25 protein-coding genes are annotated in these 22755 nt (G+C 73.0%); 21 read left to right on the top strand and 4 right to left on the bottom strand.

Translation table 11 applies throughout. The features are described from left to right. The first annotated feature begins 161 nt into the window (after positions 1 to 161). The 9 genes from ACZ3IL_RS04490 (at position 162) to ACZ3IL_RS04530 (ending at position 9753) form a co-directional block, all read left to right on the top strand. Positions 162 to 404, top strand: coding sequence for a hypothetical protein (locus tag ACZ3IL_RS04490; protein ID WP_467386419.1), 243 nt, complete (start codon positions 162 to 164; stop codon positions 402 to 404). A gap of 36 nt (positions 405 to 440) precedes the next feature. Next, positions 441 to 1547: a zeta toxin family protein gene (locus ACZ3IL_RS04495; RefSeq protein WP_467386421.1), complete on the top strand. Its 1107-nt coding sequence runs from the start codon at positions 441 to 443 to the stop codon at positions 1545 to 1547. A gap of 50 nt (positions 1548 to 1597) precedes the next feature. Next, positions 1598 to 3091, top strand: a complete 1494-nt coding sequence (locus ACZ3IL_RS04500; protein ID WP_467386422.1) for an SCO6880 family protein — start codon at positions 1598 to 1600, stop codon at positions 3089 to 3091. A 137-nt stretch (positions 3092 to 3228) separates the two neighbouring features. Beyond that, positions 3229 to 4638: an ATP/GTP-binding protein gene (locus ACZ3IL_RS04505; RefSeq protein WP_467386820.1), complete on the top strand. Its 1410-nt coding sequence runs from the start codon at positions 3229 to 3231 to the stop codon at positions 4636 to 4638. Beyond that, positions 4635 to 6401, top strand: coding sequence for a type IV secretory system conjugative DNA transfer family protein (locus tag ACZ3IL_RS04510; protein ID WP_467386424.1), 1767 nt, complete (start codon positions 4635 to 4637; stop codon positions 6399 to 6401). The genes ACZ3IL_RS04505 and ACZ3IL_RS04510 overlap by 4 nt, the downstream gene beginning before the upstream one ends. Continuing rightward, entirely contained in the window at positions 6398 to 6781 is a 384-nt protein-coding gene (locus ACZ3IL_RS04515) for a DUF4913 domain-containing protein (RefSeq protein WP_467386426.1), read from the top strand. Before ACZ3IL_RS04510 ends, ACZ3IL_RS04515 begins: the two co-directional genes overlap by 4 nt. A gap of 19 nt (positions 6782 to 6800) precedes the next feature. Further along, a complete protein-coding gene (locus tag ACZ3IL_RS04520; protein ID WP_467386428.1) occupies positions 6801 to 8204 on the top strand; it encodes a hypothetical protein in 1404 nt (467 codons plus the stop codon). A 29-nt stretch (positions 8205 to 8233) separates the two neighbouring features. Continuing rightward, the gene (locus tag ACZ3IL_RS04525) at positions 8234 to 8674 is read left to right on the top strand and encodes a hypothetical protein (protein WP_467386430.1); all 441 of its coding nucleotides are present in this window, start codon (positions 8234 to 8236) and stop codon (positions 8672 to 8674) included. After that, entirely contained in the window at positions 8671 to 9753 is a 1083-nt protein-coding gene (locus tag ACZ3IL_RS04530; RefSeq protein WP_467386432.1) for a tetrahydrofolate dehydrogenase/cyclohydrolase catalytic domain-containing protein, read from the top strand. The genes ACZ3IL_RS04525 and ACZ3IL_RS04530 overlap by 4 nt, the downstream gene beginning before the upstream one ends. Positions 9754 to 9824: 71 nt before the next feature. Here ACZ3IL_RS04530 and ACZ3IL_RS04535 read toward each other — a convergent pair whose 3' ends face one another. Then, on the bottom strand, positions 9825 to 10844 hold the full coding sequence (locus tag ACZ3IL_RS04535; protein WP_467386434.1) for a hypothetical protein: 1020 nt from the start codon (positions 10842 to 10844) through the stop codon (positions 9825 to 9827). 199 nt (positions 10845 to 11043) lie between these two features. Then, complete coding sequence (locus ACZ3IL_RS04540) at positions 11044 to 11481, bottom strand: helix-turn-helix domain-containing protein (RefSeq protein WP_467386435.1); 438 nt, start codon at positions 11479 to 11481, stop codon at positions 11044 to 11046. A gap of 207 nt (positions 11482 to 11688) precedes the next feature. On the opposite strand from ACZ3IL_RS04540, the gene ACZ3IL_RS04545 reads away from it, so the two are divergent. From ACZ3IL_RS04545 to ACZ3IL_RS04555, 3 genes are all read left to right on the top strand, one after another. Next, entirely contained in the window at positions 11689 to 11985 is a 297-nt protein-coding gene (locus ACZ3IL_RS04545; protein ID WP_467386437.1) for a WhiB family transcriptional regulator, read from the top strand. A gap of 308 nt (positions 11986 to 12293) precedes the next feature. Then, entirely contained in the window at positions 12294 to 13175 is an 882-nt protein-coding gene (locus ACZ3IL_RS04550) for a hypothetical protein (RefSeq protein ID WP_467386439.1), read from the top strand. Beyond that, positions 13172 to 13378: a hypothetical protein gene (locus tag ACZ3IL_RS04555; protein ID WP_467386441.1), complete on the top strand. Its 207-nt coding sequence runs from the start codon at positions 13172 to 13174 to the stop codon at positions 13376 to 13378. The genes ACZ3IL_RS04550 and ACZ3IL_RS04555 overlap by 4 nt, the downstream gene beginning before the upstream one ends. A 224-nt stretch (positions 13379 to 13602) precedes the next feature. Here the strand turns inward: ACZ3IL_RS04555 and ACZ3IL_RS04560 are convergent, their stop codons facing one another. After that, complete coding sequence (locus tag ACZ3IL_RS04560) at positions 13603 to 13893, bottom strand: hypothetical protein (RefSeq protein ID WP_467386443.1); 291 nt, start codon at positions 13891 to 13893, stop codon at positions 13603 to 13605. 360 nt (positions 13894 to 14253) lie between these two features. Between ACZ3IL_RS04560 and ACZ3IL_RS04565 the strand changes: the two genes are divergently transcribed. The 4 genes from ACZ3IL_RS04565 to ACZ3IL_RS04580 all read left to right on the top strand — a co-directional run bounded on the left by ACZ3IL_RS04565 (position 14254) and on the right by ACZ3IL_RS04580 (position 16260). Beyond that, entirely contained in the window at positions 14254 to 14658 is a 405-nt protein-coding gene (locus tag ACZ3IL_RS04565; RefSeq protein ID WP_467386445.1) for a hypothetical protein, read from the top strand. Positions 14659 to 14849: 191 nt separating this feature from the next. Further along, complete coding sequence (locus tag ACZ3IL_RS04570) at positions 14850 to 15461, top strand: phage tail tube protein (protein WP_467386447.1); 612 nt, start codon at positions 14850 to 14852, stop codon at positions 15459 to 15461. Between the two features lie 104 nt (positions 15462 to 15565). Continuing rightward, positions 15566 to 15856 (top strand): hypothetical protein, encoded by a 291-nt coding sequence (locus ACZ3IL_RS04575; RefSeq protein WP_467386448.1) that lies wholly within the window; start codon positions 15566 to 15568, stop codon positions 15854 to 15856. A gap of 65 nt (positions 15857 to 15921) precedes the next feature. Beyond that, on the top strand, positions 15922 to 16260 hold the full coding sequence (locus ACZ3IL_RS04580) for a hypothetical protein (protein WP_467386450.1): 339 nt from the start codon (positions 15922 to 15924) through the stop codon (positions 16258 to 16260). Between the two features lie 15 nt (positions 16261 to 16275). Here ACZ3IL_RS04580 and ACZ3IL_RS04585 read toward each other — a convergent pair whose 3' ends face one another. After that, positions 16276 to 16794: a hypothetical protein gene (locus ACZ3IL_RS04585; RefSeq protein ID WP_467386452.1), complete on the bottom strand. Its 519-nt coding sequence runs from the start codon at positions 16792 to 16794 to the stop codon at positions 16276 to 16278. Between the two features lie 177 nt (positions 16795 to 16971). Here ACZ3IL_RS04585 and ACZ3IL_RS04590 point away from each other — a divergent pair, with 177 nt between their 5' ends. From ACZ3IL_RS04590 to ACZ3IL_RS04610, 5 genes are all read left to right on the top strand, one after another. Continuing rightward, positions 16972 to 17796 (top strand): hypothetical protein, encoded by an 825-nt coding sequence (locus tag ACZ3IL_RS04590; protein WP_467386454.1) that lies wholly within the window; start codon positions 16972 to 16974, stop codon positions 17794 to 17796. A gap of 24 nt (positions 17797 to 17820) precedes the next feature. Continuing rightward, positions 17821 to 19020: a phage tail protein gene (locus tag ACZ3IL_RS04595; RefSeq protein WP_467386456.1), complete on the top strand. Its 1200-nt coding sequence runs from the start codon at positions 17821 to 17823 to the stop codon at positions 19018 to 19020. Next, entirely contained in the window at positions 19017 to 20306 is a 1290-nt protein-coding gene (locus ACZ3IL_RS04600) for a tape-measure protein (RefSeq protein ID WP_467386458.1), read from the top strand. The genes ACZ3IL_RS04595 and ACZ3IL_RS04600 overlap by 4 nt, the downstream gene beginning before the upstream one ends. Before the next feature lie 245 nt (positions 20307 to 20551). Then, a complete protein-coding gene (locus ACZ3IL_RS04605; protein ID WP_467386460.1) occupies positions 20552 to 21487 on the top strand; it encodes a phage distal tail protein in 936 nt (311 codons plus the stop codon). 61 nt (positions 21488 to 21548) lie between these two features. Continuing rightward, positions 21549 to 22748 (top strand): hypothetical protein, encoded by a 1200-nt coding sequence (locus ACZ3IL_RS04610; protein WP_467386462.1) that lies wholly within the window; start codon positions 21549 to 21551, stop codon positions 22746 to 22748. Positions 22749 to 22755 lie beyond the last annotated feature (7 nt).

Genomic DNA, 22755 nt, shown 5'->3' on the forward strand with positions numbered 1-22755 from the left:
GGGGGGGCCCCGGGGGGGGGTTCCCGGCGCCAACGGGGGGGGGGGGCCCCGGGCACAAACCCCCGTTTATTAGGGCCCACCCCCCCCCCCCCCGGGGGGGGGGGGGCCGGGGGGGGCGCGCCCCCCCCGCCGGTGGCGGCACAGCACGGAAGGACCGACCCATGACCGAGAAGCCCTCCCTCCGCGACTACCTCAGGCGCTACGCCGAGGGCGGCATCCCCCGCGAGGAGATGATCGAGACCATCGCGGCCTGGGACTTCGAGGAAGAGCTCCACGACCCGCTGCTCATCGAGCCCACGGGCCAGGACAACGTCTTCTCCCTGCTCAACGGCGCCGTCGTGCTCGGAGACATCACCTATGAGGACGCGGAAGAGATCCTGCGCCGCAAGAACGCGCGCGGCTGACCCGGGCGGGCCCGGGACGGGGGAAAGGGAGAATCCATGCTGACGGGGGAATACGCGCAGCTCTACGCCGAGCTGCAACAGCGCATGGGACGGGGCGGAGACCTCTCGCCCGGCGCGGGGGACACCGCCGCGCGGTTCAGCACCCAGGGCCTCTACCACCGCGAACGCCTCGCCCTGCACGCCTCCATCATCGAACGCTTCAAGGCCGAGTACGCCGACCGGCCGCGAGGGGGCAACGCCGTCCTCCTGACGGCCGGTGCGCCCGGCGCCGGGAAGAGCACCGTGCAGCACCGGATCGGCTCCTGGCAGAGCGAGGACTCCGAGCTGGGCCGTCTGCTCACCTCCACGCACGGCCTGAGGCTGGAGGACTACGTCGTCCTCGACCCCGACGAGTTCAAGCGCGCCCTCTTCGAGGCGGGCGGCCTGCCGCAGCTCTCCCCCGAGGCGATGACCCTCTCCTTCGGGCGGGAGATCACCCCGGCGGAGCTGTCCGGGCTGATGCACCGCGAGTCGTCCCACATACGCGACCAGCTGGAGACCTGGGCCCGCCGCGAGGGCTACAACCTCCTCTTCGACGCCACCCTCGCCAACGAGGCGGCCGGTGTCCAGCTCCTCGACGGCCTCGCCCGGAACGGATACGCCCAGCGCGTCATCCTCTCCGTCGAGGTCCCCCTGGAGACCTCCCTCGCGCAGAACGCCACCCGCTGGCAGGCGGGCCGCATCGCGTACGAGCAGGGCAACGACCCCTACGGCGGCCGCATGGCCCCGCAGGAGATGATCCGCGCCCTCTACGCCAAGAACACCACCGGCCTCGGCCACTCCATCAGCCGCCAGAACGCCGAGAAGCTCGTCGGGCAGGGCCTGGCGACCGGACTGATCACCACCGAGCGCGGCGTGTTCACGCCCACCGGCACCGGCACGACGGTCCCCGCGCAGCAGACGGCTCCCACCTTCGCCAGGGGCGAGTTCTCCGTCGGCATCGCCGCCGCCGGCAAGCTGCGCTCCTCCCGGAACACCACCCCGCAGAACACGCCGGGCACGCAGACCACGCAGACCACGCAGACCACGCAGAACCAGACGCAGGGCGCCCGCACCACCACCCCGCGCCCCGCACCGCCCCCCTCCGGCGGCCGCACCCGCTGACGCGGCGGGGCGCCCGCCCGCACTCGTACCCCCTCCCCGAAAGGAATCCCGTGGCCACCGAATCCATGACGCGGCCCACCTACGGGAACTGGCGGCGCCCCCGCCGGCCCGGGCTCGGGCCCCTCGGCCTGCTCGGGACCGTCGTCGCGTTCGGCGGTCTCGTGGTCGTCCTGCTCGCCTCGCTCGTGTCGATCTCCGTCGCCCTCACCGTCCTCGTCCCGCTCGCCCTGTTCCTCGGTCCGCTCGCCCTGCGGACCGCCGACGGAAGGAACGTCTACCAGATGGTCGCCGTCCGGATCGGTTGGCTGAAGCGCAAGGCCAACGGCTCGCACACCTACGTCTCCGGGCCGCTCTCGCGCCGCCCCGGCGGCAACTTCTCCCCGCCCGGGCTGCTCGCCCGCGTGAAGATGCTGCACGGCCGCGACGCGTACGACCGCCCCTTCGGCGTCCTGCACCACCCCGGCCGGAACCTCTACACCATCGTGCTCGCCTGCGAGCCCGACGGCGGTTCCCTCGTCGACCCCGAGCAGGTCGACATCTGGGTCGCCTCCTGGGGCGACTGGCTGTCCCGCCTCTCCCACGAACCCGGGCTGCGCGGCGCCCAGGTCGTGGTGGAGACCGCCCCCGACACCGGCACCCGCCTGGCCGCCGAGGTCCTGCCCCGGATCGTCCCGGACGCCCCGGAGGCGGCCCGCGCGGTGATGGAGGAGGTCGTGGCGCGCTACCCGTCCGCCTCCTCCGAGATGCACACCTACGTCGCCCTCACCTACGGCGCGCTGCCCGGCCCCCGCCGCAAGCCCGAGGACGTGGTGACCGACCTCGCGATGCGCCTGCCCGGCCTGCTGGCGGGCCTGGTCGCGGCCGGCGGCGGTTCCGCCTCGCCGCTGTCCGAGGAGCGGATCGCGGAGATCGTCCGGGTCGCCTACGACCCGGCCATCGCGCCCGACGTGCTGTCCGTCCGCGCCAACCAGGCGACCACCGGGGTGAGCTGGCAGGACTGCGGCCCGGCCGTGGCCGTGGAGACCGTCGACGGCTACAAGCACGACTCCGGCATCTCCCGCACCTGGATGCTCACCCTGGCGCCGCGCGGCACCGTCCGCTCCAGCGTGCTGCGCGGTCTGCTGGAGCCCGCCCAGGGCACCCGCCGCAAGCGCGTCTCCCTCGTCTACCGGCCCATCGACCCGGCGACCTCCGCCCGCATCGTGGAGGCCGACCGGCGCGCCGCCCACTTCATGGCGGGCTCCCGCCGGGGCCTGGTCCAGGCCCGTGCCGCCTCCGAGATGCAGGCGGCCGAGCAGACCGCCGCCGAGGAGGCGGCCGGCGCCGGCCTGGTGGAGTTCTCCCTCATGGTCACCGTCACGGTGGACAACGAGGAGGAACTCCAGGACGCCTCGATCACCGTCCGCAACCTGCAGGCGTCCTCCCGCATCCTGATGCGCCCCGCCGACCGCATGCAGGCGTCCGCCTTCACCTGCACGCTGCCCGTCGGCCTCCTCCCCTGGGAGTACACCCTCATCCCGTACCAGCTCAGGGAGACGCTGTGAGCAGGAAGCACCCCAAGGGGACCAGGGAGGCCGAGGAGCTCCGCTGGGCCAAGGAGGCCAAGCAGGCCGCCCGCCGCAGGGTCCCGGTCGCGCCCGCGCGGGGCTGGCCCGGCCCCGGCGGCGGGCAGGTCGCCCACGTGGACCCGCCCTCGATGTGGCGCGCCACCACGGTCCAGGCGTGTGGCCTGTGGCCGTTCGCGGCCGGTTCCGGGGCGCCGATGACCGGCGTCCCGCTCGGCCAGCACCTGCACACCGGTGCGACGGTCTGCGGCGACCCGATCTCCTGGTTCACCCGGGCCCGGTACATCTCGAACCCGTCCCTGTTCATGCTCGGCATGCCCGGACTCGGCAAGTCCACGCTGGTCAACCGCATGCTGATCGGCATGACGGCCACCGGCGTGGTCCCCCTGGTCCTGGGCGACCTCAAGCCCGACTACGCGGACACCGTGCGGGCCCTGGGCGGCCAGGTGATCTCCATCGGCCGGGGCGTCGGCGGCATCAACGTCCTCGACCCCGGGGCCATGGGCGAGGCCGCGGAGCGGATCGGCGGGGAGGCCGGCCGCGTCCTGCTGGCCGAGGCCCACGGCCGCGTCCTGAACATGGTGGCCGCGCTCATCACCATCATGCGCGGTCGCCCCATGGACGACCACGAGCAGTCGGTCCTCTCGGCCTGTCTGCACCACCTCAGGGAGCGGTCGAAGCCGGGCCGCCCGCCGCTCCTGCCCGATCTGCTGAGGGTGCTGGACGAGGGCCCCGACCGGGTCCGCGCGGTCACCCTCGACCGGGGCGACCAGCAGCGGTACCAGAAGGCCGTGGACCCCCTGCACCGCTCGCTCATCGGCGTGCTGGACGGCCCGCTGGGCGACACCTTCGCCTCGGAGACCTCCACCCGCATCAACCCCAGCGCCCCCGCCGTGTGCGTGGACATCTCCCGCATCGGCGAGGCGGACACCCAGCTGACGGCGGCGGCGATGCTCGCCGCCTGGTCCGACGGGCTCGGCACGGTCGCCGCCGCCCACGCGCTCGCGGACGCCGGACTGGCCCCGCAGCGCTGGTTCTTCACCGTCCTCGACGAGCTGTGGCGGCCGCTGCGCGCCGCCTCCGGCATCGTGGAGCGCATCGACGCGCTCACCCGCCTGAACCGTTCCCTCGGACTCGGCGACGCCAAGATCACCCACACGCTGAAGGACGCCGAGGCCCTGGGCAGCGAGGCCGACCGGGCCAAGGCCCGGGGCTTCGTCGAGCGCGCCGGCATGGTGGTCTGCGCCGGCCTGCCCCGTACCGAGATGGAGGAGCTGGGCAAGGTGGTCGGCATGTCCCAGCGGGAGATCGAACTGGTCTCGTCCTGGTCGTCGCCGCCCGGCTGGGCGAACCCGGAGATGAGTTCCGAGCCGCCCGGCCGGGGCCGTTTCCTGATCAAGGTGGGCGGCCGTCCCGGCATCCCCATCAAGGTCGCCATCACCGAGACGGAGCGCAACCTGCACAACACCAACACGCGGTGGGCGGGGCGGGACCTGCCCCTGCCGCGCTCCGGGGAGCACCGATGACGAACCGCCGGTCCCAGGGCGGCGCCACCTCCGCCGAGGACTACCTGCCCTGGCTGATCGTGGGCGTCGCCGCCCTCGTCCTCCTCGGCTTCCTCGGCGTGTGGCTGGGCGGATCGCTCGGCGCCGCCGCGTCCGGGGCGGGCTGGAACCCGCCCCCGTTCGGCCTCTCCACGCTCTCCTCCCTGGTCGAGGACGGTCCGGCCGCGCTCTGGCCGGACGCCCCGGGTGCCGCCGTGCTCGCGGGCATCGCCGTGACGGCCGGACTGCTGACCGGCCTGGTCGTCGTCCTCGTCCTGCTGGTCCGCAGGCGCGGCGGCGGACGCACCCCGGGCCTCGCCGGCCGCAAGGAGCTCGCCCCGATGCTCCCCAAGGGGGCCGCGGCCCGCGCCCTCCAGCTCCGCCCCGGCCTGAGGAAGCTGACCGGCGGCAGGCTCAGCCCCGACGACACCGGCAACCTCCTCGGCAACCTGGAGCCGAACGGGCCCGAGCTGCGCTCCAGTTACGAGGACGTGGAACTGGACCTGATGGCGCCGCGCGCCGGGAAGTCCACCGGCATCGCCGTTCCCCGCGTCCTGCGCGCCCGCGGCAGCGTCCTGCTGACCTCCAACAAGTCCGACGTCTTCGCCGTGACCCGGGCCGAACGCGAACGGGTCGGCCAGGTGTGGACGTTCGACCCGCAGGGCATCGCGCACACCCCCCGGGCCCTGTGGTGGGACATGCTCGCCGACGCCCGCGACATCGAGGGCGCCCGGCGGCTGGCCGGGCACTTCGTCGGCGCGGTCAACGACGACGCCTCCAAGCGGGACTTCTGGATCTCCGCCGCCCAGAACACCCTGACGGCCCTCTTCCACGCCGCCGCCAAGGGCGGGCGGCGGGTCGACGAGGTCCTCGGCTGGCTCGCCGACCCGGCCGACCGCACCCCGATCGACCTGCTGCGCGACGCCGGCATGCACGCCCTCGCCGAACAGCTCCGGGGCACCGTCCAGGGAGCGGTCGAGACCCGGGACGGCATCTACGAGACGGCCCGCCAGTGCGTGAGCTGCCTGCTCGACCCCCGGATCGCGGCCTGGGTGTCGCCCGACCCGGTCCTGCCCGAGTTCCGCCCGGACGACCACGTGCTGGGCACCGGAACCCTGTACCTGCTGTCCAAGGACGGCGGCGGCTCGGCGGCGGGCGTCATCGCCGCCGTCGCCGACTCCGTCCTGCGCGCCGGGGTCCGCGCCGCCGAGCGGATGGGCGGCCGGCTGGAACCGCCGATGACCGCGATCCTCGACGAGGCCGCCAACGTCTGCCGCATCTCCGACCTGCCCGACCTGTACTCGCACCTCGGCTCGCGCGGCATCAACATCGTGACCCTGCTCCAGAGTTACCGGCAGGGCTCCCGCGTGTGGGGCGAGGCCGGCATGGACGCCCTGTGGGGCGCGGCGACCATCAAGCTCCTCGGCGCGGGCCTCGACGACGCGGACTTCGTGGAGAAGATCTCCCGGCTGGTCGGCGAGCACGACGTGCGCACCGTGAGCCACTCCCGGAGCAAGGACGGCCGGACCCGTTCCACCTCGTACCGGCTGGAACGCATCCTGCCCGCCGACCGCATCCGGGCCCTGCCCAAGGGCACGGCGCTCCTGCTGGCCACCGGTGTCCGTCCCGCGCTGATCCGGCTGCGCCCCTGGTACGCGGAGCCGGGCGCCGAACGCGTCCAGGCCGCCGCCGCGGCGGAGCTGCGGGCCATCACCGCCCGCGCCGCGAAGGAGGTGTCCCGGTGAGCGCCCCGGCCGGGCCCGGCCCGGAGGCGCCCCGGTTCATCCTCTACCTCGACGGCGAGGAGTACGAGGAGGAACTGCGGCTTCTGGTGACCTGGGTGCACGCGCTCCTGCTGCCCGTCTACGGCCGGGAGGTCACCTCCGGCGAGCCCTGGTGCCCCCGCTGGTGGGAACACCTGGAGGCGGTGGCCCGGCTGCACGGCCTGTGGCTGGCCTGGCAGGAGCTCACCGACCCGGCGGCCGGCCCGAGCGGGCCCGCACTGTGGCACCGCGACCACCTGGGGGCGGTCATGCACGAACTCCGCGGCCCCTCCGGGCCGTTCGCGGGGTGCAAGCCGGGCGCCCACCGGCCCAAGGCCGTACCGGTGGTCGAAGCGTTCTGAACCGAGAGAGGCAGTGACAGTGAAGCGCACGAGGAAGGCCGTGGCGGGGACCGTCCTGGCCGGGATGCTCCTGGCCGGCTGCGGAGGGGGCGACGACCCGTCGCCCCCGGGGAAGGAGGGGGGCGACGGGAAGAGGACGACCGCGGCGCCGACGGCCTCCCCGGCCCCGGCGGGCCCGTCGGTCCTCCTCACCGTCCCGTCCGCCTACAGCGCCGGCCAGGGCTGGGAGCAGAAGCTCTCCTGGATGCCGGCGACGTACTCCTCGAAGCCGCCGGTGGCCGTGGCCCCCCGGAGCGACACGGTCGCCTACGTGAACACCACGGAGGACGGTTACGTCGTCCAGGCCCGGGAGGCGTCGACCGGCGAGGTCCGCTTCACGAGCAGGCCGTGGGAACCGCCCACCCTCATGGGGGAGGCCGGCAAGAGCTCCTACGAGGGCGGCAAGGCGGAACTGCCCTCCGTGTCGACCACCTTCCAGGACGGCCGCGAGTACGTCGTGCTGTGGGCCCACGGCGTCCTGGGCGGGGACGCCCTCACCAAGGGCAAGGAGATCGTCCGCCTCCTGGTCTACCCGGCGACCGCCTCCGGCCCCGCCGTGGCGCCGGCCCGGCAGATCGACGTCCCCGTGGAGGTGTACGGGCCGAACTCCGAGGGCGGGAAGGGCGCGGACGACCTGCGCGTCGAGGACGTCGGCGGCGGACTCCAGGTCCACTGGAACGGTACGGGGAAGAGCGCCGTCGCCGTGGACGTGACGAGCGGCACGATCGACGCGTGCGCGGACGCCTGCGCCGAAGGCGTCGGGCGGATCAAAACCGCCAAGGGCTGGGTCGTGTCCGGACACGGCCTCGGCCTCGTGGAGATGCCGGGCGCCTGGCACATCCAGGACGACGCCCCGCCGGGCGTCCGGTCCACGATGGACAAGCTCTCCATGGACGGCCAGTACGTGGCGGCCGTCGGCGGGCACCTCCTCACCCGGTGGCGCACCGAGGCCGGGGGCACCTTCTCCACCCCCCTCGTCGCCGTGCACGACGCCGCCACGGGCAAGCTGGAGACGAGCATCGTCTGCGAGAACCCCCGCGCGGGCGACGCCGTCTCCTCCCCGAACGGCCGCTTCGTCGCCGCCGGCACCGTCGCCTTCGACCTCCAGCGCCGCCACGGCGCCTGCCTGGACGCCGGCGAGAGCCGCAAGGCCGACGTGTCCGTCCGGTCGATCACCGACGACGGGATCGCGTACGGGGAGGTCGCCGCGCGCGTCGGGCAGGAACCCGGCGCGGCCGAGGTCGACCTGTCCTCGGGCGACGGCGCGCCCCGCGCCCTCCCCGCCGGCACCCGCGTGCCCGAGTGGGCGCTGCGGGACACCGGGGTGTTCCTGACGCCCCAGTCGCCGAACGGCCTGCTCGTCTCCGTCCTCAAGCACAAGTGACGGTTCCGAAAACCTTCTTGGAGAAGCACGTGTCCCTTCCCCAGATCGCCCAGCTGTTCCGCTGGCGGCACCGGCTCAACGGCGAGGCGTTCTCCCTGCTGCGCGCCGTGTACGACCCGAGCACCGGCCAGGCCGTCGCCGTCGTCTCCGAGCTGGCCGACAGCCCGGTCCACGGGATCACCTACAACTTCGCCGACGTCGCCGACGCCGCCCTCCCCCTGCTCCGCGCGAACCTGAGTCCCCACCTCACCTCCCTGCTGTGGATCGCGCACTTCGGGGACTTCTCCTCCTACGACCCCGGTGGTCCCGAGGTCTTCACCGCGATCACCCTCAAGATCACGGGGAACGGGTACCAGGACGACGACCAGGGCGACCGGAGGCTGAGCGCGGAAGAGGTCACCCGCCTGTTCCACGGCGTCCCCCTGGCTCCGGTGCCCGAGGTGCTGGCCGGCCTGGAGCCCTTGACGTGACGGAGCTGGTGTCCGGGCGGGACGTGCTGCGGCAGGCCCGCGAGCTGTACGCGCCCTACCGGCCCGCCGTGGAGCCGACCGGGATGAGGGTGGCGGTCATCCGCTTCACCCCCGCGGACAACGACCCGCCGGACTGGCGCGTCCGCCTGGAGGCGTCCCGGATCTCGGCCGAGCAGAAGATCAAGAGCTTCGAACACCTCGGCTTCCGGGCCGACCACGTCGTCCTGCCGCCCGGCGTCGGCCGTGGTGACTTCCGGAAGGTCCTGGAGGGCTACAACGCGGACCCGGACACGCGCGCGATCATCGTGCAGTTCCCCCCGCCGCGCGACCTGGCCCCCATCGTCGACGGCATGGACCCGGCCAAGGACATCGACGCCCTCCTCAAAGGCCGCTCCCCCTACCCCGCCTGCGCCACGGCCGAAGGCATCTACCGGGTCGCGGAGCCCTTCGCGACCGACCACCCCACCATCGCCGTGGTCGGCAGCAAGGGGTTCGTCGGGCAGGGGGTCGTGAGCATGCTCCGGGCCGGCGGGCACGACCCGATGACCCTCGACTACGGCGACCGGCTGGAACGGGTCCGCGACGCCGACATCGTCATATCCGTCACCGGCAACCCCGGCATCCTCACCCCCGACCACATCCGGCCGCACCACCGGGTCGTGATCGACTCCGGCTTCGTCCCGCAGGCGGACGGCAGCGTGCGCGGCGACATACGGGCCGAGGCGTACGGCATCCCCCAGAACATCACCCCGGTGCCCGGCGGCATCGGCCCCGTCGAGATGGCCACCCTCATGGAACGGGTGGTCCGCCAGGAGGTCGACCCGAACGTCGTCTCCTGGAAGGTCACCCCCGGCCCCTACCTCGACCGGGCGCAGTTCGCGGCGGACCGGACCACCACCGCCCCCACGGCGACGACCGCCACGGCCACCACCCCCTCCATCGCCGCCGCCGCCCGCCTGCGGGGCACCGCCGGGCCCGCGACCCCCGCCCAACCGGTCACGGCACCCCGGATCCCCGGCCAGCAGGCGGCCCCCCGGCCCCAGCTCCCGCCCCAGGGAGGCGGCGGCCCCTCCCGCTGAACCCGGGCGTCCACCCCGCCGGGCCCGACCCGGCTCCGCCCCACCGGGCCCGGCCGGGGTGAGCGCCCTGCTCAGCCGGTGTCGTCGTCGGACGTGGACGACGCCGAAGGCCGCCCGGCCGCCGGGCCGCGCCGGGGCCTGCGGGGCCCGGCGAGCTTCGGGATGCTCGGGATCGTGGGCACCTTGGACCTCCGGCTCTTGGGAACGAAGCCGGGCGGGGGCGGGGTGCGCGGAGGACGGGCGGAGGCCGGGGGGTTTCCGGAAGCCCCGCCGGCGCCCGAAGGCCCGCCGGCGTCCGAGGGGCCCCGGGGTTCCGGGACCACCGGGCCCGTCGGGTCCCCCGGGGCCACCTCTGCCGCCTCTGCCGCGTCCGGGACTTCCGGGACTTCCGGATCGCCCTCGCCGGCCCGGACGTCCGGGCGCCGCGCACCGGCGGTCGCGTCCGTACCGGCGTCGGACGCAGCCCCCGCGACGGCGTCCGGACCGGCACCGGCGTCCGCCGGCCGGCCGGTCGTCTCGGGCGGTTCGTCGGGGACCGTCAGCACCTCCTCGGGCGCGTTCGCCGCCTGGTCCGCCGCCGTCGGCCGCTTCTGCGGGAAGGGGATGACGGACGCCTCCCCCGACGCGTCCGTCACGAGACGCAGCGTGCGGGCACGCGCCGACCGCGCCTCCTCCCGCTCGGGCCCGGTGTGGGCGGCGGCATCGCGCCACCCGTTCGCGTAGGCGCGGAACTCGCGGCGTTCGACCTCCTCGCGGAGCAGGACGGCGATCTCGTCGGGGGCGTGTTCCTCCAGCAGTCTGCCGAGTAAGGCGAGGAGGCCGGGGACGTCGTCCGGGGAGGCCTGGGAAGCCGAGGACCCCGAAGACCCCGAAGAGCCGGACGTCCTCGGGGAGTCCGGGGAGGGGGCGGGTGCCGAGGGCTCCGGGGGGCCCGCGGGCCCGGAGGGTCCCGGGGAGCCGCCGTCGCCCGGCGGGCACTCCTCACCGAACGCGGGGCCCGGCGCGTCGCCGTCGGCGGCGCCGTTCCCGCCGCCGGAGGGCAGGGACCTCTCCTTGCCCTCGGTCATGCGCTTGTCTCTCTCGCGTCCCATCGCTGCCGATCCCGCCCGTGGCGTCGAAGGCAGACTGCGGCAGCCCGCTCGCCCTTGTGACGCCGACTGTGCGACTCCTGGGGCGTACAACTGGTACAGGTGTGCGGGGGGGCAGGCCGTGACAGTTTACTGGGACACGGGAAAAGCGCCCGCTCCGGGCGCCTTCCCCGCACGAAAGGCCGCTCGGGCCGGCACGCGGTCAGTCCTTGGCGAGCGACTCCCGGCGGGCCGGCATCGCGTCCAGGAACTGGCCCGCGACCTTGATGAACATCTCCCGCTGGGCCGCGGGCACCCCGAGCCCGGCGGCGGCCTCCTCCAGGGTCAGCCGGCGTCCCCCGACACCGGGCTGAGGCGTCTCGGAGGCCTGCGGCAGCGGCAGGTCGTCCTCGGTGAGCCGGCCGGATCTGATGAGCATGTCCCGCACCGGCACGCCCAGGACGTGCGCGAGACGGCGGGTCGTCTCCAGGTCCGGCATGCTCTGCCGCTGCAGCAGCCGCGTGATGGCGGCGCGGTGCACACCGGCCTCGTCCGCGAGACGGGACTTGCCCCCGCCCCGGGGGCTGTCGATGTCGAAGCCGCGGCGGCGAATCAATTCCTCGATCCAGGCGGCGAACGGTTCCAGGTCACTGGCGGTCATCACTGGTCGCCTCCCTCCAAAGCGATGTCCAGCTTATCGCGATTGCGCGCACGGAATTACGTGCTCCTGCGCACGCACGGTGTTGATTTCGCAAAGGTGGCGGAGTCAAGACGTTGCGCGCGAGCACGCAATATGTCATCGTGCGTGTTCGCAACATGGTCCGGATCGTGCGAACGGTCCGGCCGCCGCCCGAGACAGGAGTGCCCCATGCCGTCCGCCACCGCCCCGCCGCTGCCCGAGATCGTGGAGTTCTTCGGCTGGCGCGCCGCCGCCGCGTGTTCCGGGCTGCCCCCGCACGTGGTGTTCAGCAAGCGGGAAAAAGTGGCCCTGCCTGCACTGATGGCATGCGAGCGGTGCCCGGTCGTACGGCGTTGCGAGGAGGCCGTGGCCCCGGCGGAGAGCTTCTTCGACGGAGTGAGCGCCGGCCGGCTCTGGCGCAACGGACGGCCGGTCGCACGCGGAGGGAACCGCCCGGACGCCCGGGTGCCGCACACCGCGGCCTGAAGCCGCCCCGCCCCCTTTGTTGCGCCCCCGCGCACATCCCTCCGGGCGGTCGCCCACCGGGTGCGCGCCGAGCGTTTCCCGGCGTACCCGGGATCACGCCGAAGGCCAGTCCCGCCCCGCATGTGGCGTAGGGGGCCCTCGTACGCGGTCCCGATCCGGCCACGTGAAGTCCCCTCCCCCGAGCGGCACTCCACCCCGCCCCTCGTCCCCACCCCCCTTCCTCCACCCCCTCCGCGTCCTCGCCCCCGCCCCCCTTCCGCGTCTTCGTCTCCGCCCCTCCGCCGCACCCGCCTCACCTGGAGGTCCCCTTGTCCACGCCGGCCGCGTCCTCTTCTCCGACCGCATCCACGCCTCCCGCTCCATCCGCCCCCACCCCTTCCACCCCCGCCCCTTCCACCTCCGCCCCGTCCGTTCCCGCCCCGTCCGGACCGGCCGTCTCCCCCGAGAAGACCGTCCGTGACGCGGCCCTCTGGATCGAGGCCCTCCTCCGGCAGTTCCCGGAGCTGCTGACCGAGCTGGCGCCGGGCCGCCCGTCCGCGTCCCTCACGAACGAGCGGCGCGCGCCTTCCCCCGAGACCGACCGGCGCATCCGCGAAGAGCGCCGGGACTCGCTGCTCGCGCAGCAGCGGCACGGCACGCCCGTCCCCGGTTACTCGGCCGCTCCGCTGCGGCTCCACGTCTCGGACGCCCTCCGCGACATCACCGACGGCGTCGTCGAGCTGGACGAGGCCGTCCACGACAAGCTGGGTCTCGGCCGTCCGCGCCACGCGCGCGTGCCCCAGCGGCTGGCGCGGATCGCGGGGCTCCTCCCCCGGGTCGCCGCCCACCCGGAACTCGCCGCCCACGTGCGGGACGAGTCCCGGCGGATGGCCCGGCGCAGCGCCCGCGTCCTCGGCGACTCCGAGACGATGGTGCGGGTCGACGGCCGCTGCCCGTGGTGCGATTCGGTCTCCCTGCGCGCCTTCCCGGCCCGCCGGGCGGTGCTGTGCGTGAACCCGGCCTGCCGCTGCGCCGGCGAGGAATGCGACTGCCGTACGGACCCCGCCTACCGGCACGTGTGGCACGAGGGCGACTGGGAGGTCCTGGCGGGTGCCGCAGGGGCGGACCGCGACGAGATCGGCGTGGCGATGGACGAGTCCGCCGACGACCGCACCGCACCCGCCCGTTCGACCGAAGGAGCACGCCGATGACCCCCGCCGCCGACACCCTGATCAACGGCGCCCTCGCGGCCACGGAGGCCGGCGTGGTGCCCGCCACGATCCGCAAGTGGGTCCAGCTGGGCCATCTGGTGCCCGCCGGCCGGCAGGGCCGGGCGCTGCTCTACCGGCTGGAGGACGTGTTCGCCGCGGAGCGCGCCACCCGGCGCGGGTCCCCGGCGGGTCCGGCGGCCTGAGGACCACGGCACGCGGGACGGCCGGACCCGGAGGACACGGAGGGCCCGGAGTACACGGAAGACACAGAGGGCCCGGAGAACCCGGAGGACGCAGAGGACACGAACGGCACGGAAGGCACGGAAGGCACGGAAGGCACGGAAGGCACGGAAGGCACGGAAGGCACGGAAAGAGGCGGTCGCCCCGAGGGGCGGCCGCCTCTTCCGTCTGCCGTGCGGTCCTGACGTCACGGTCCTCCGTCCCCTTCCGGTCGCATGGGCACCACGCGCGCGCCGTCGGGGTCGGGGCGGGGCGCTCCGACGTGGGCGACCGCCTCCTGCCAGCCGCTGGAGAACCCGCGGATCTCCGCCTCGACCGCGATCCGCGCGCCGACCTTGCCGACCACGGCGGAGAGGGTCCGGGCCATGTCCCCGGTGTACGTACCGGCCTCTCCCGCCTCCGCCGCGACCTCGACCGCGGCCGCGACCACCTCGGTCAGCCGTTCATGAGCACTGCCGGCACCCCCGACCACACGCACCTGCCGTTCCCTGTCCGCACAACGCGCTGACATCGACTCACGCACCAATCGAATCTGTGTTCGAAGTATCGAGGGTAACGCGCCGTGGCGGTGCGTCACCAGCCCAAACACTCCTGCCCCGATCGGGCTCGCACGAACTAGTTGCGCGCTCGCGCGATCTCGTTCACAATAGGTGCAGCGGCGGAGCTGTGCCCGCATCCCTCCAGGGACCGGCTCCCCGCCTCCGCGTCCGGGCGGTGCCCCGCAAGGCCCCGCGCGCCGGGACCGCGGGCTCCCCCCGGCCCGCTCCCGCGCGCCGAGCGCGCCGCGGGCACCGTCCGGACGCCGTCAGCCCCGTACGAACAGGAGTGATTCCCCGTCATGAGCTCAGCCCCGAGCACCTTCCCCGACGTGGAGGCCATCGTCGTGGACCTCCTCTCCGACCGTCCGGAGCTGGCGGGCGCGGTCGTCGACGAGACGCCGCCGGCCGGTTTCGACGGCACCCAGCGGGCCGTGATCGTCTCCCGCCGCGGCGGCGCCTGGATCGACGACCTGCACATCGACCGGCCGATGATCGAGCTGGAGGTGTACGGCCCCGACAAGACGGCCGCGCACGTCCTCGCCAACGCGGCCCGCGCGGTGCTGCTCCAGAGCGCCGGAACGGCCTTCGGCACGTCGGTCATCACCGACGTCGCGGAGGCGGACGGCCCGCGCTGGCTGCCCGACTACGTCTACACCGCCGCGAACCGCTACCTCTGCGTGATCCAGCTCTCCGTCCGGACCTGATCCGGCGCCCGGGGCCTTCCGCGTCCACCCGGCGGACGCGTGCGGGCCCGCGCCGGCACGCACCGCCCCGTACGGGACCGGGCCTCCGCCCCCCGTACCCCACAGACCAGGCTCCGCCGATCCCGGCGGGGCCTTTGCCGTACCCGCGGCAGCCCACCGATGCACCACCCATTCCCCTGAAGGAGCACCCCATGGCAGGCAACTCCGCTTCCGAGATCCGCGTCGCAGGCACCGGACGCGTCCTGGTCGCCCCCCTCGGCGCCCCCCTCCCGACCACCTTCTCCGCCAACCCCTCCACCGACTGGGGCACCGGCTGGGTGGACCTCGGGTACACGTCGACCGACGGCGTGACCTTCTCCAAGAAGGACAAGCTCGACCCGGTCGAGACGTGGCAGTCGATCAGCCCGGCCCGGTTCGTCTACTCGGACCGCGACCTGACGCTGAAGTTCTCGATGCTGCAGTTCAACGAGGACACGCTGCCGTTCTTCATGGGCGGCAGCAAGACCGACATCACCCCCGGCGGCACCGGCAACCCGGGCGTCTTCACCTTCGACGTCCCGGACGGCCCGACCTTCGACGAGCGCGCGCTCGGCCTGGAGTTCACCGACGGCAAGGAGGTGACGTACCGCTTCGTCATCCCGCGCGGCCAGGTCACGGCCACCGACGACATCAAGCTCGCCCGCAAGGCGGCCGCGTCGCTCGGCGTCACCTTCACCGCGCTGTCCTCCGGGGACGGCGAGCCGCTGGCCACCTTCGTCATGAAGGACCCGGCGTACGGGGCGGCCGCCGTCGCCGGCTCCTGACCACCCCCCGTGCCGGGGCGGGGGGCCTCACCGCCCCCCGCCCCGGCGCACCACCCTCCCCGCCCCACCCTTCCCATCTGCGTCCCAGAGATACGGAGACACCCATGGCATCGTTCAACGTCAACGCCGCCCGCGCCCAGCGCCTGGAGGCCCTCGGCCGGACCTGGTCGTTCGAGCTGGACGGCGACACCTTCGAGCTTCCGACCGAGCTCACCCGCGGCGCGGCCGGCGGGCTGAAGGACCTCGACGACAACGACGTCGACGGGCTGCTCCTGCTGCTGATGGGCGAGGAGCAGTTCGCGCGCTTCGAGAAGCACGAGGTCACCATGCAGGACATCGCCGCCGTCCTGGAGGCGTACGGCAAGGAGACCGGGCTCGGCCTGGGGGAAGACTGAGCCTCGACGAGTTCGTCACCGAACACGCCGAGGCCCTCGAAGCCGACCTGCTCCGGCACTACGGGGTGGACCTGCTGGACTGGCACCGCGGCCGGCTCTCCTCCCGCCGGCTCGCGGTCCTCGTGAAGCACCTGCCCCAGGACAGCGCCGTCTGCCGGGAGCGGGACGGCGAGGCGGCGGAGTGGTCGGTCACCGACTACCTCCTGGCCGCCCTGGTCGACCACATGGCGGCGGCGAACTGGATGTTCGCCTCCGTCCACTCGGACGAGGACTCCGACCCGCCGGAGCAGCCGGTTCCGGTCCCCAGGCCGGGTGACCGCGAACGCGAGGAGGAGGCGGATCGGTCGGCGCCGGAGGCGGCGGGCGTCCCGGACCCGGCGGAGCTGGGGCGCTTCTTCTCGTGAGCGGACGGGCTGCCCTCACACGAGGGACGCCGACCACCGCGAAAAACGCCGGAGCAGAGATCTGTGGCTCCAGTCCCCGCCCGTGTTCACCAACAGGTTCGGAAGGACACGTCCGCGGTCGAGACCGTCTCTGGTCCAGAAGGAGACGTCGATCGCGTGCGACCAGCCGAAGAGCTGCCAGAACGCCAGTCGCTCCACGCCGGTGTCCCGGATCGCGAGCAGAATCTCCTCCTGGTCGCTGACGCTGTCCAGCCTGAAGATCACGAGGGCCGGCACGGAGCTTTCCCGAAGCGCGGAGACCACGTGGCGCAGTGCCGTACGGGGGCGGCTGAACGAGGAGACACCGACCTCCAGCGCCTGCTCCAGACGACTGACCGGACGCCGGTCCTCGAACAGGCCGGGCCCGGCGTTCGGAGCCACGGCCCAGTCCCCGGCCCACGTGTCGAACGAGGCCGGGTCCACTCGGGTCCGTACGGCGGCGCCTCCCTCCTCGTACCGGCCGGACGCCGGGTTCCCGTACAGGAAGACGTCCACGCCGGACGCGGGGGACAGGTCGTCCGCGACCCGTAGAGCATGTCGGGCATACCACCCGATCGAGCACTTTCCGGTCTCGGAGTAACTGGGCCTCGAAGTCGGGAGTACAAGAAAAACCCGCGCATCGTCAGAAGTCACGCGCGGAGCATACCCGAGTGATCTCACAGGAGGTTCCGGATGCCGAACAGAAGCCTGCCGGAAGTCGACCAGGCCCTCAAAAAGGTCGAAGACGCCTTCGAGAAACAGCAGGGAGAAGCAAAGAAAACCTATAAAGATTTTCGGGAGTCACTCAGCTTCTACTCCCGAAGCGTCAACACCATCAGCAGCACCCAGAACGACATAAGCACGACGGTCAACAAGATCAGCATCACGCACAATGACGTGAGCAAGACCGTCAACAAAATGAGCATAACCGTCAACGACACGAGCAAGACGGTCAGTGACATGAGCGTCACCCTGTCCGGGCTCAGCGGCACGGCTTCCGGCGCTTCCGGCACGCTCGCCCTACTCAGCGCCACTGTCGCGGCCCTGACGGTCACCGTGGGCGCGAACATCGGTCTGCTCAAGTTCGATGAAAAGGGCATGACCATCCTCGGCGCCACCCGCGAGTGGAAATTCACGAAAGAAAGGATTGACCGACTCCAACAGAAGATAGAGAACAGCGACCAGAAAGCGGAACGGCTGGCCAAGGCAGCCGCCGCAACCGAATTGGTCAATCTCAAGGAGGCTGTCGAGACGCTCAAGACGGACACCGGGGTCCTCAAGACGGACACCAGGACCCTCAAAAGCGACACCGGGGCCCTCAAGACGGACGTCACCAAGATCAAAGATGCGCTCAGGTCCGTCTCGCAGGTGACAAGACAGCAAAGGGAGGCGGAGGCCAGGCGCCCCGGTCCCGCTCCCCGCGGAATCGACGACTCGCAGCCCACCACGAGAGGCGTCTCCTCCGAGGTCCGCGTGCTGCGTGCCGCCGTCAACGAACTCTCCGCCGCCTTCGCCTAACCGCGCACACCCCAAGGAGTCGCCATGTCGCTCGCCTCAGCGGCAACACGGGCCTCGGGCTCACTGAAACAGTTCAAGACCCAGGCGGACGCCTCGGCCCGGGCGGCCCAGAGCATCGGCCAGGGGGCCCGTACCGGGCAGAGCGGGCTCACCGGGCTGCGGTCCGCCGCCCAGGGTTCCGCCCGTGAACTCAACAGTCTCAAGTCCGCCGCCGACAAGGCCGACAAGTCCCTCGCGAAGGCCGGCAAGACCGGCACGACCAGCGGCGGTCAGATCGGCAACTTCAAGAAGGGCGCCGACAACGCGTCCAAGGGCATGGGCGGCCTCAACAAGTCCATGAAGGGCAACTTCATCGCCCGGCTCATGGAACTGTTCATGCCGCTCATCGAGAAGGTGGTCGAGATGGCCACCCGCTCGAAGACCATGCAGAAGGTCCTCAAGGTCGCCTTCGACGCCATCAAGAAGGTCATCAGCACGGTCATGAAGGCCATCGGGCCGATCATGAAGGCGGCCGGAAAGCTGATCAAGACGGTCTGGGACGGCATCAAGAAGGCCGTCACGGTCGTCGTGAACGCCGTCTCCACGGTCATCTCGACCACGTTCAACGCCATCAAGAAGGTCATCACCTCGGTGATGAACGGCGTGAAGTCGGTGATCTCCAGTGTCTGGAACGGCATCAAGAAGATCATCATGCCGGTCGTCAACTGGATCAAGGACGTCGTCCCGAAGGCGTTCAGCGCCGTCAAGGACAAGCTCTCCAGCATCTGGGGCGGCCTGAAGGACATCGCCGGCCGGGCGTTCGACAAGATCAAGGGCGCCGTGAAGGGCCCGATCAACGCCGTCATCGGCCTGATCAACGGCGCGATCGGCAAGCTCAACGGCATCAAGGTCTCGATCCCGGGCTGGGTCCCCTTCGTCGGCGGCAAGACCTTCGGCGTCAGCATCCCGAAGATCCCGCAGCTCGCCCAGGGCGGCGTCGTCCAGCCGCGCCGCGGCGGTGTCCACGCCATCGTCGCCGAGGCCGGCGAGGCCGAGGCCGTCCTGCCGCTGTCCAAGCTCGACCGGCTGCTGCGCCACACCGCCCGGGCGGCCAGGGCGCGGTCGATCAACTCGGGTGCCGGGGCGACGCACGGCTTCCAGATCGAGAACTACTACGAGGCGTCCTCCAGCGACCTGCGGGAGACCGCCTCCGCCCTGCTGTTCCTGTCGAAGGCGCGCGGATGAGCACCGCGCCCGCCCTTCCCGCGAACACCCTCCAGGTCGAACTGCGGAACCTTACCCGCGCGCTCACGTCGTTCCGCGCCCAGGTCACACCGGCCGTCCGGGCGGCACGCGCCCTGCGCGGCGTCCCGGCCCGGATCACCGGCGCGCTCGACGGCGTCCGTTCCGACGCCTCCTCCGCCACCGCCCAGCTGCGGCAGATCCGCGGCCGGGCCGACGGCGCGGGCACGTCCCTCACCAGGACCGGCCGCACGGCCGGCACCGCCGCGACCGGCATCAGGAACGGCGGCTCGAAGGCCAGGGGCGTGGTGGGAGGGCTCGTCACCCTCGTGGCGGGCGCCGCCGGGTTCGACGGCATCGCCGGCCTCCTCGGCCAGTTCATCGGCCCCTTGTCCCAGGTCATGACCGTGCTCGGCATCGGCCTCGGCGCCGCCGCGGCCGCCATGACCGCCGCCAACGTCGCCATGCGGGCCAACCCGCTCGGCTTCCTGGCCGGGATCATCGTGCCGGTCGTGGCCGCCCTCGTCGAATACGCCATGAACACCGAGACCGGCCAGAAGATCATGAAGCAGGTCTTCGACCACGTCCTGAAGGTCTTCCAGCAGATCCTGAAGTTCCTCGGACCCGTCGTCACCTTCTACGGCACGATCATCGGCACCTACTTCAAGGCCGTGGGCGTCGTCATGACGACCGTCGTCGAGGTCGTGGGCGCCGCCGTCTCCGGGGACTTCGGCAAGGCCAAGGGCGCGATCTCCCGGGCCACCGAAGCGCTCAGCGCGCTCGTCCGGCGGCCCTGGAACGCGTTCAAGACCGTCATCCAGCCCGTCCTGGACTGGATCACCGGCAAGATCCCCGGGATGTTCACCCGGGTGAAGGACGCCACCGCCGGCACCCTCGGCGGCATGGGGGACTTCGTCTCCACCGGCCTGCAGATGCTCGCCGGTGTCATCACCGGCCCCGTCAAGGGCCTGATCGCCTTCGCCAACTGGGTCATCGACGGACTCAACAGCCTCAGCGGCGAGTTCCTGGGCAAGAAGTTCGGCATCAAGCTCGACAAGATCCCGCAGCTCGCCGAGGGCGGTGTCGTCGACCCCTCGCGGGACGGCGCCTCCGCCGTACGGCCCCTGTCCTCCCTCGACCGGCTCCGGCCGGCCGAAGCGGGGCGGCGGACCGGCGGCGCCCCGGGTCCCTCGGACCGCGCCCGCCTGCGCGCCTACCACGAGCCGGAGGGGCGCAGCCCCCTCGCGGTCGCCGAGGACCTGCTGTTCCTGCACCGGACCGCGGCCTGAGCCCGGACCGGTCCGGAGCACCCCCGCACGCCCCCGCCTCCGCACCGGACCGGCCCGGAGCACCCCCCGCACACCCCCGCCCCCGCACCGGACCGCTCCGCACCCCCGCACACCCCCGCCCCGCACCGCACCGGGCCACGCCACCACGCCCCACCACCGCGGACCCCGCCCCCGCCCCCCCGCGCCGGACCGCGGCCCGCGCCCGGCCTGGACGCGGCCTGACGAAAGTGAGGTGACGGCCCGTCATGGCCGAGACCACCACCACGTACACCGACGAGACCGCACCCGGCTCACTGATCACCCGCGACGGGCAGATCCAGTGGGCCGGCCTGCTGATGGGCCCGGGCACGCCGTACCAGATCGACCGCACCGGCATCACCGGCTGGGACGACCTGCCCACCCTCGACACCGGCGACGTGCCCCGCCCCGACCAGCACGGCGCCTGGCCCGGCGCCGTCTGGGCGCAGCCGCGGCTCGTCACCGCCACCGTCTGGCTGGTGCCGCCCACCGCGGCGCAGGCGCTGGACACCGGCCTCGCCTTCCGCGCCGCGACCGGCCCCGAGGGCGGCGAGCGCTGGCTGGCCGTACGGCTGCACGGCGAGACCCTCGCCGTACGGGCCCGGGTCAGCCGCCGCGTCGTCCCCCAGGACCGTGCCTTCGTCCGCCAGGGCATGGGCAAGGCGAGCCTGCAGTGGACGGCGACCGACCCGCGGCGCCTGAGCCCCGCCCTGCGCGAGGGCCGGGCGACCCTGCCGGTCAGCGAACCCGGACTCGTCTGGCGGGACGAGACCGGCGGCGGGCTCTCCTGGCCGCTGGACTGGGGCGGCGACGCCGAGTCCGGCAGCTTCACCGCGGTCAACGAGGGCGGTGCCGCCGCCCATCCGGTGGTCGAGTTCCGGGGCCCCGTCCGCCGCCCGTCGCTGACCCGGCTCGGCGACGGACGCCAGCTCCAGTACGACATCGCCCTCGGCGCCGGCGACGTCCTCACCGTCGACACCGAGGCGGGGACCGTGCTGCTCAACGGCACCGCCTCCCGGCTCTACACGGCGACGCCCGCCTCCGCCCCGGAGCAGCTGTTCCGGCTGGAGCCCGGCCGCACCGCGCTCGCCTTCCGCTCCGACGACGCCACCCCCGACCCGCGGGCCTCGGTGACGGTGCGCTGGCGCGACTCCCACTGGTGACCGGCCCCGGCGCCTGCCCCCCTCCCCCGACTTCCCACCCCGCATCTCCCAGGAGGACCTCATGCCCGTCCGCAGCGCATGGCTGATCAACCGCACCGAGACCGAGTCCGGCCAGTCCCGCACCGACACCCGGCTCGCCCCCACCGGCACCATGGCCCCCACCGGCGCGCTGACCAGCGCCACCGGCATCCTGCCGGGGTCGAAGGACGGCCAGTACCTCATGGACGCGCTGTACGTCTACGGGGACACCGCCGGCATGACGGCGAACGTCGCCCCGGGCCGTGCCGTCGTCCAGGGCTCCGCCGCCGCCGGCGCCTACCCGGTCGTGCTCACCGACTACACCCAGATCACCTTCGAGGACGGCGACGCCAACAACGACCGGGTCGACCTGGTCCTGCTGCGGGTGTACGACGCCCAGTTCGACACGGTCAACAACCGCACCGAGGCCGTCCTGGAGATCCTCAAGGGCACGCCCGGCGAGCCGGAACCGCAGCCGGTGCCGGAGGGCGCGCTGCCGCTGGCCAAGGTCGTCGTCCCGGCCGGCGCGTCCGTCGGCACCGGCGGCCTGGACTGGTCCAAGGCCGTCTACGACCTGCGGCACACCACCGTCGCCGTCGGCGGCATCCTGGCGGAGTCGTGGAACCGGCAGGCGAAGGGCGGCTACACCGGCCAGTACCGGGACAACGCCGCCCAGCTCCAGCGCTGGGACGGCAACCGCTGGGTCTCCTACCCCAAGCACATCGGCGGCATCGCCCCGCAGGGCGTGCTCGCGGCCGGCGAGTACACGGGCCAGTACCGCGACGAGGGCGGCAGGCTCCAGCGCTGGGACGGGACGGTCTGGCGCCCGATCGCGCCGGCGAACGGCTGGGGCTTCAACAACGACGGCGGCTACTGCAAGTCCACGTCCTGGGTCGAGAGCATCACCGACACCGGCGTCCCGGGCATCTCCACCTCGTTCACCACGCCCGTCTCGGGCGCGGTGCTGGTGACCGTCGGCTACCGCGGCAACAACCCGGTCGACACCGGCTGGTGCCAGATGTCGGCGAACATCCGCCTCGCCGGCGCCGTCGTCGTCCCCGCCGACGAGGCGCGCGCCGCGATGGTGACGGGCAAGGCGACCGTGTCGGTCTCGCACACCTTCCGGGTGACCGGCCTCAAGCCGCACACCGTGTACGACGCGGTCGCCGCGTACGTCTCGTCGGCGACCAGCAACAACGCCTGGATCGACAACCGGTTCATCCGCGTCGACCCGGTGCTGTGAGCCGGCC

The organism is Streptomyces sp. NPDC014907 (genome assembly GCF_055562975.1).

What these genes read in the sequence shown, in the direction of transcription:
- ACZ3IL_RS04490 (WP_467386419.1), top strand. Translation starts at nt 162, where the DNA reads ATGACCGAGAAGCCCTCCCTCCGCGACTACCTCAGGCGCTACGCCGAG.
- ACZ3IL_RS04495 (WP_467386421.1), top strand. Translation starts at nt 441, where the DNA reads ATGCTGACGGGGGAATACGCGCAGCTCTACGCCGAGCTGCAACAGCGC.
- ACZ3IL_RS04510 (WP_467386424.1), top strand. Translation starts at nt 4,635, where the DNA reads ATGACGAACCGCCGGTCCCAGGGCGGCGCCACCTCCGCCGAGGACTAC.
- ACZ3IL_RS04535 (WP_467386434.1), bottom strand. Translation starts at nt 10,844, where the DNA reads ATGGGACGCGAGAGAGACAAGCGCATGACCGAGGGCAAGGAGAGGTCC.
- ACZ3IL_RS04540 (WP_467386435.1), bottom strand. Translation starts at nt 11,481, where the DNA reads ATGACCGCCAGTGACCTGGAACCGTTCGCCGCCTGGATCGAGGAATTG.
- ACZ3IL_RS04545 (WP_467386437.1), top strand. Translation starts at nt 11,689, where the DNA reads ATGCCGTCCGCCACCGCCCCGCCGCTGCCCGAGATCGTGGAGTTCTTC.
- ACZ3IL_RS04555 (WP_467386441.1), top strand. Translation starts at nt 13,172, where the DNA reads ATGACCCCCGCCGCCGACACCCTGATCAACGGCGCCCTCGCGGCCACG.
- ACZ3IL_RS04565 (WP_467386445.1), top strand. Translation starts at nt 14,254, where the DNA reads ATGAGCTCAGCCCCGAGCACCTTCCCCGACGTGGAGGCCATCGTCGTG.
- ACZ3IL_RS04570 (WP_467386447.1), top strand. Translation starts at nt 14,850, where the DNA reads ATGGCAGGCAACTCCGCTTCCGAGATCCGCGTCGCAGGCACCGGACGC.
- ACZ3IL_RS04575 (WP_467386448.1), top strand. Translation starts at nt 15,566, where the DNA reads ATGGCATCGTTCAACGTCAACGCCGCCCGCGCCCAGCGCCTGGAGGCC.
- ACZ3IL_RS04590 (WP_467386454.1), top strand. Translation starts at nt 16,972, where the DNA reads ATGCCGAACAGAAGCCTGCCGGAAGTCGACCAGGCCCTCAAAAAGGTC.
- ACZ3IL_RS04595 (WP_467386456.1), top strand. Translation starts at nt 17,821, where the DNA reads ATGTCGCTCGCCTCAGCGGCAACACGGGCCTCGGGCTCACTGAAACAG.
- ACZ3IL_RS04600 (WP_467386458.1), top strand. Translation starts at nt 19,017, where the DNA reads ATGAGCACCGCGCCCGCCCTTCCCGCGAACACCCTCCAGGTCGAACTG.
- ACZ3IL_RS04605 (WP_467386460.1), top strand. Translation starts at nt 20,552, where the DNA reads ATGGCCGAGACCACCACCACGTACACCGACGAGACCGCACCCGGCTCA.
- ACZ3IL_RS04610 (WP_467386462.1), top strand. Translation starts at nt 21,549, where the DNA reads ATGCCCGTCCGCAGCGCATGGCTGATCAACCGCACCGAGACCGAGTCC.